Source organism: Acidocella sp. (assembly GCF_013044125.1).
GTDB lineage: Bacteria > Pseudomonadota > Alphaproteobacteria > Acetobacterales > Acetobacteraceae > Acidocella.
Genome location: NZ_JABEVC010000038.1, coordinates 1 through 4706, shown reverse-complemented (window position 1 = coordinate 4706; position 4706 = coordinate 1). Strand labels below are relative to the sequence as shown.

General features: G+C 59.2%; 5 protein-coding genes. All 5 read left to right on the top strand.

Translation table 11 applies throughout. From position 1 onward, the window contains the following. Nucleotides 1-552 (top strand): hypothetical protein (locus HKL97_RS01960; RefSeq protein WP_291422341.1); only part of this gene is annotated, 552 nt, incomplete at its 5' end. Nucleotides 553-902: 350 nt separating this feature from the next. Continuing rightward, nucleotides 903-1196: a helix-turn-helix domain-containing protein gene (locus HKL97_RS01955; RefSeq protein WP_291422339.1), complete on the top strand. Its 294-nt coding sequence runs from the start codon at nucleotides 903-905 to the stop codon at nucleotides 1194-1196. 125 nt (nucleotides 1197-1321) lie between these two features. Next, nucleotides 1322-1600 (top strand): hypothetical protein, encoded by a 279-nt coding sequence (locus HKL97_RS01950; protein ID WP_291422337.1) that lies wholly within the window; start codon nucleotides 1322-1324, stop codon nucleotides 1598-1600. 43 nt (nucleotides 1601-1643) lie between these two features. Further along, nucleotides 1644-3383: a site-specific integrase gene (locus tag HKL97_RS01945; RefSeq protein ID WP_291422335.1), complete on the top strand. Its 1740-nt coding sequence runs from the start codon at nucleotides 1644-1646 to the stop codon at nucleotides 3381-3383. Further along, nucleotides 3367-4503 carry a hypothetical protein gene (locus tag HKL97_RS01940; RefSeq protein ID WP_291422333.1) on the top strand — a complete coding sequence of 379 codons (1137 nt, stop codon included), beginning with the start codon at nucleotides 3367-3369 and terminating at the stop codon, nucleotides 4501-4503. Before HKL97_RS01945 ends, HKL97_RS01940 begins: the two co-directional genes overlap by 17 nt. The last annotated feature ends 203 nt before the right edge of the window (nucleotides 4504-4706 follow it).

Below are 4706 nucleotides of genomic sequence, written 5' to 3'. Positions count from 1 at the left end.
CTAAAATCGGCCGTGGCTGAAATTTCGAAATATGCGCAGGACTCAAAAAAATTCGGCGCGCCGGCGGAGCGTAAAAAAAAGCTTGGCCAGGCCGGGGCGGCGGCGATCAAACTGCTAAGGCACCTCGGGGACATTGACCCCACGACTCGCAGGCTGCTTTTCGGCGGCGGCGAAATCCCGGCTCACCCCGAAGCTACACACACCGGCCTGCAGGCCGCCGGACCGGCAATTAATACGGACGCCGTGAGCAAGTTGGTCGAATTCGAGATGCTCCTCACGGAAATGGCCGCGAACGCGAGCAAGCTGGTCACTGCGACGCCGCCCCAGCGCGCGGGCGCTCATGAATTGCCCGATGCCGTGCAATTTGGTGTTGAATGCCTTGGCTCCTTCTGGCGAAAATATCGAGACGATGCACCGACGAGCGGCCAGAATCGTGACAGCTTTGGCAATTTCGTGGAGGCCGTTCTGTGTGCCGATCCGGTCAATGCATCGCCGGCCAATGTCCGGACAGCGCTGCGATATTATTTTGAAAAACATGAAGATGAATCCTGAGCATCACATAGTCGGCCGCCGGTAAGCGACCTTGCCTGGCAGATCAGGGCCAGCCAAAAAACTCTAATTCTTGCAGGAAACTTTTGTGGCGGAATGCTGAGCGGATGTCGTTGATGGGTGCCTCAACGAGGCATTCATGCGACACAAGGTCACAGATCTCACAACTCTCGAAGCGCAATCAGCGCGGGCTCGCCACGCCGCCAACGGCGATCAACGCGTTGCGGCTCCACGCTCTGGCTCCCACCATCAGTTTGCCCCATCTTCAGCCGATCAAACCCTCGTGAACTTGGCGCGGCTTCTCGGCCGCCAGGCTGCGCGCGACAGCGCTACCGCAGCGGATCATCGCCAAGATGACGAATAACTGGCAACCAGCTGAAACTACTGACGAACAGGGCGCGGCGGCATGTGAAGCCGCGCCATCCGTCAACAGCATCGAGACCCCCACCGAAAAGTTGATCCCCGCCGTTCAAGCCGCGCGGCTCTTTCATCGCACCACGCGCACGCTACGCAACTGGGAGGCCCGTGGCCTGCTGTCTGGCGTACGGATTGGCCGGTCGCTGTATTTCAAACTCAGCGAAATGGAGCAGCTGATTGCCGGCGGTGCCTACCTTCACACGAATTCCGGTGAAGACAGTGCAGCGTAGCACGGAAACAAAATCAGCATCTTACGGCGCGATCGGGAAAACGGCTGTCGCTGAACGCGATTTGTTCGTTGCCCACCCTTTTCCCGACTTTCCGCAAGTTTCCGCAACCTTCCATGGAGGCAAAAATGGAGCAAATCTCATTCAATTTTGAGGCCTTTTTCCCAGCGAGCATAACGGCCGACAGCCAGCTGACCGAGCCTGGGCACACCACGGACGCCACCTCACCCAACCAGCAGGCCGAGGCGTCCGCCCCCGTACTTCAGACGCCGCAGAACAGCAACGCGGCCTCCCCCCGCGAGCCGGCCAAGCCGGCCATCGCCCCGAAGGTCCGCAGACCTCGCGAAACGATTGTCCTTGCCCCCCCCACCGCAGCCGGAGACACCCGCGCCAGCCGCTTCGAATAGCGCGGCTCGCGAATATCCAAGTTTCGCGGATGCGCTGTCGTTCTTGGAAACCGCTCCCGACCTGACGCCCACCAAGCGGCGCGATTACCGCTCCGCGCTGATTTCGGCTGCAAAGTTGCTGGGGCAGCCGCCGCAGGGCATTCGGTTGGACTTGCAGGCACTATCTGACACCATCCTCGCGCTAACACCCAAGCTCCGCGGCCATCAAGTTAAGCGTCGGCAAAACATCCGGTCAGGCATCAATAAAGTCGCGGCGCTCATGGGGCTGGCCCACCCCCATCAGCCTGGCGCTGACGGGCTGATGCCGGCGTGGCTGGATCTGAAGCGCCGCCTGGATGCTGAATATGACCGTCACCACCTGACTCGCCTCGCCCGTTATTGCAGCGACCGGAACATCGAACCCGAGGCCGTGACGTCTGCTGTGTTCACCGCGTTTGGCCGTGATCTGGCCGCGAGTGCGATCATCAGTGACCGCACGGCCTACCTGCGCAAGGTCACCAATCAGTGGGCGCGCCTGATCGATCGCTACCGAGAATTGGGCCTACAGGCGCTGGTCTTGCCGGACAAAAAGGCACGCCTGACTTTTCCGGCCACGAAATTTATGGAATCATTCAGGCAAGAAGTTGATAAATTCAAAGCTGCTATGACGCCTGAAAATCTTGGCGCGTTGCATGACGACCTCGATCTCCCCGCAGAGCAGCGCCGATTCCGCCCCAGCCGGCCATTGAAACCCAGCACAGTGGCCTTGCGGGTTTATCAGCTTCGTTGCGCGGCCAGCGCCCTGATTCATGCCGGGCATGATGCGAAAGAACTCACAAGCCTGGCCGGCTTGTTTACGCCGGCCAGCCGCATCAAAACGGTGGTGCGGATTTTGCGCGAGCGTGGTGCGGAGCCGCGCTCCTCATTTGTTGCTGGCATTATCGAGGCACTGCGCCATGCCGCCCGCTTTTGCCAAGCTGATGCAGACGTCCATGCGGAATTGGCCCGGATCAAGGGCATTGTCGAGCCGGCGAATAACGGCGTCGTGTCGAAAAACCGTGAGCGGCTGCGCGCCATGATTGAGCCGAACACGCGCGCGATTATCATGATGCTGCCGCAATTTTTGCTGGAAGGTGCAAAAAAATGCACCGACCCGCTTGATGCAGCCCGGCGAGTGCGTGTCGCGGTAATGATCGAACTGCTCACCGTCGTGGCACCACGTCTCGGAAATCTGAACTTGCTGCATCTGGAACGTTCACTGCGCCGGGCAACCAACGGTAAAAGCCGCGCCATGTATTTAATCGTCGATGAGACCGAGGTCAAAAACGGGGTGCCCATCGAACGCCTTTTGCCAGCCGCGACGGCTGAACTTATTGAAATTTGGCTGGAGAAATTTCGTCCTCTTCTGGCTAAGCCCGGAAACCCCTGGATATTTCCTGGAAAAAAAGAAAAGCCGATGACCAAGGATCTGCTTGGCTCCTGGATCACACGTGCCGTGCGTGACTATGCAAAGGTTGAGGTCCACCCTCATCTGTTCCGGCATTTTTGTGCTTGGCTGCATCTGCACTACCACCCCGGCGATTACGAGGGCGTGAGACGCCTCCTCGGTCATAAACGACTCGAAACGTCTATAAAATCTTATATCGCATTTGAGCAAGACGTCGCCGCGGCGCGGCATGATGATGCCGTCCTTAAGGAGCGCCAGGTTGCCAAGCGCGTCGCCCGGCAGATGCTGGAGGGTTTCCGTCCCGGCAAGGTCACCAGAGGTCCGAAAAAGGGGGCGTTCCATGCCGAAAAATCCTGATCCGCGCCGGAAATGGCGCCGCCTGCACGAATGGCCGGCCGCCTATCGGCAGGCTTGGCAGGAGGCAACCGCGCCCGGAGATGATCTCGACGAGGCCAGCTACGGCAAATCGTTGCGGCCATCCTCACTCGACACGATGGCGCGAAATTTTGGGCGCTGGCTGACTTTCCTGGATGGGCGTGGAGAACTGGACGATCGCGTACCGCCCGCGCAGATGGTAACCCCGGCCCGGATCGCTGACTACCTGCGCGAGTTGCAGGAAATGGGATACTGCGCGCAATCGAGCGTCCTGGCTATCTCGGGCATCAGTTGCGCGATGCGAATTCTTGCGCCCACACGGGACTGGCGCTGGATCTGGGCGCCCAATGGCGTGAAGCTTTCGCCGCACCTTAAAGGCCGCCGTAAGGAATTTCCGGTGCCACACCCTTCCGAACTGTACGGCTGGGGGCTGGAGTTGCTCGCGCAGGCTGATGCGCAAAAGCGGCCCCAGCGCCGGCTGGCGCAGTATCGCGATGGGCTGATCATATGCCTGCTCGCCAGCCGCGCAATCCGCCGGCGCAGCTTCGCGGCAATGCAGATCGGGAAGCATCTGTTTCGGAACGCCGATGGCTGGCGCCTCAAATTTGAACCCGAAGATGTAAAAAATCGCCGCTGGATCGAGTTTGATGCGCCCAAAACCTTAACCCCGTGGATCAACCGCTACGTCTCCGAAATCCGCCCGGCATTGCTTCTGCGCACCATGAAGAGCGTGACAGCCAACGGCATCGCCAAGGCGGCTACCGCGCTCTGGGTCTCCTCCGATGGCACGGCGTTAACCGAGGCCGGTTTGACCACCGCGATGTGGAACCGCTCGAGGCGGAAATTCACGCTGCCCTTCGCCACCCATCGCTTCCGCCACGCCGTCGGGACGCATGCGCCTGTTGATGACCCCGAACATCCCGGCATTGCCACGAGCTTGCTGTCGATCGGTGCTCGGATGCATGCGAAGCACTACAATCGCGCGCGCGACCATGTCGCCGAAACAAAATATTATAGCGCCATCGAGGAGGAGCGGAAGAAGTCAAAACTGGTGGCAAAACACCTCATCGCGCAGAACCGGAAATCCAACGACGAATCCTAAAAATTTTTATAAAAACAGTGATTTAAGCTTGACTTTATCGTTACGGTATTCTATATATTGTGTGCAGACGCATCCTGCGTATGCGGACGCTCTGGGCCTCTTGTTTCCACTCTAATGCGGAAACATCGCGGCCCTGTCTGCAAGCGGCAAAATCTTATAATTAGCTGCCTCGAGCGTCCAGCGCGCAATCACCCCGACACCAT

What these genes read in the sequence shown, in the direction of transcription:
- HKL97_RS01955 (WP_291422339.1), top strand. Translation starts at nt 903, where the DNA reads ATGACGAATAACTGGCAACCAGCTGAAACTACTGACGAACAGGGCGCG.
- HKL97_RS01950 (WP_291422337.1), top strand. Translation starts at nt 1,322, where the DNA reads ATGGAGCAAATCTCATTCAATTTTGAGGCCTTTTTCCCAGCGAGCATA.
- HKL97_RS01940 (WP_291422333.1), top strand. Translation starts at nt 3,367, where the DNA reads ATGCCGAAAAATCCTGATCCGCGCCGGAAATGGCGCCGCCTGCACGAA.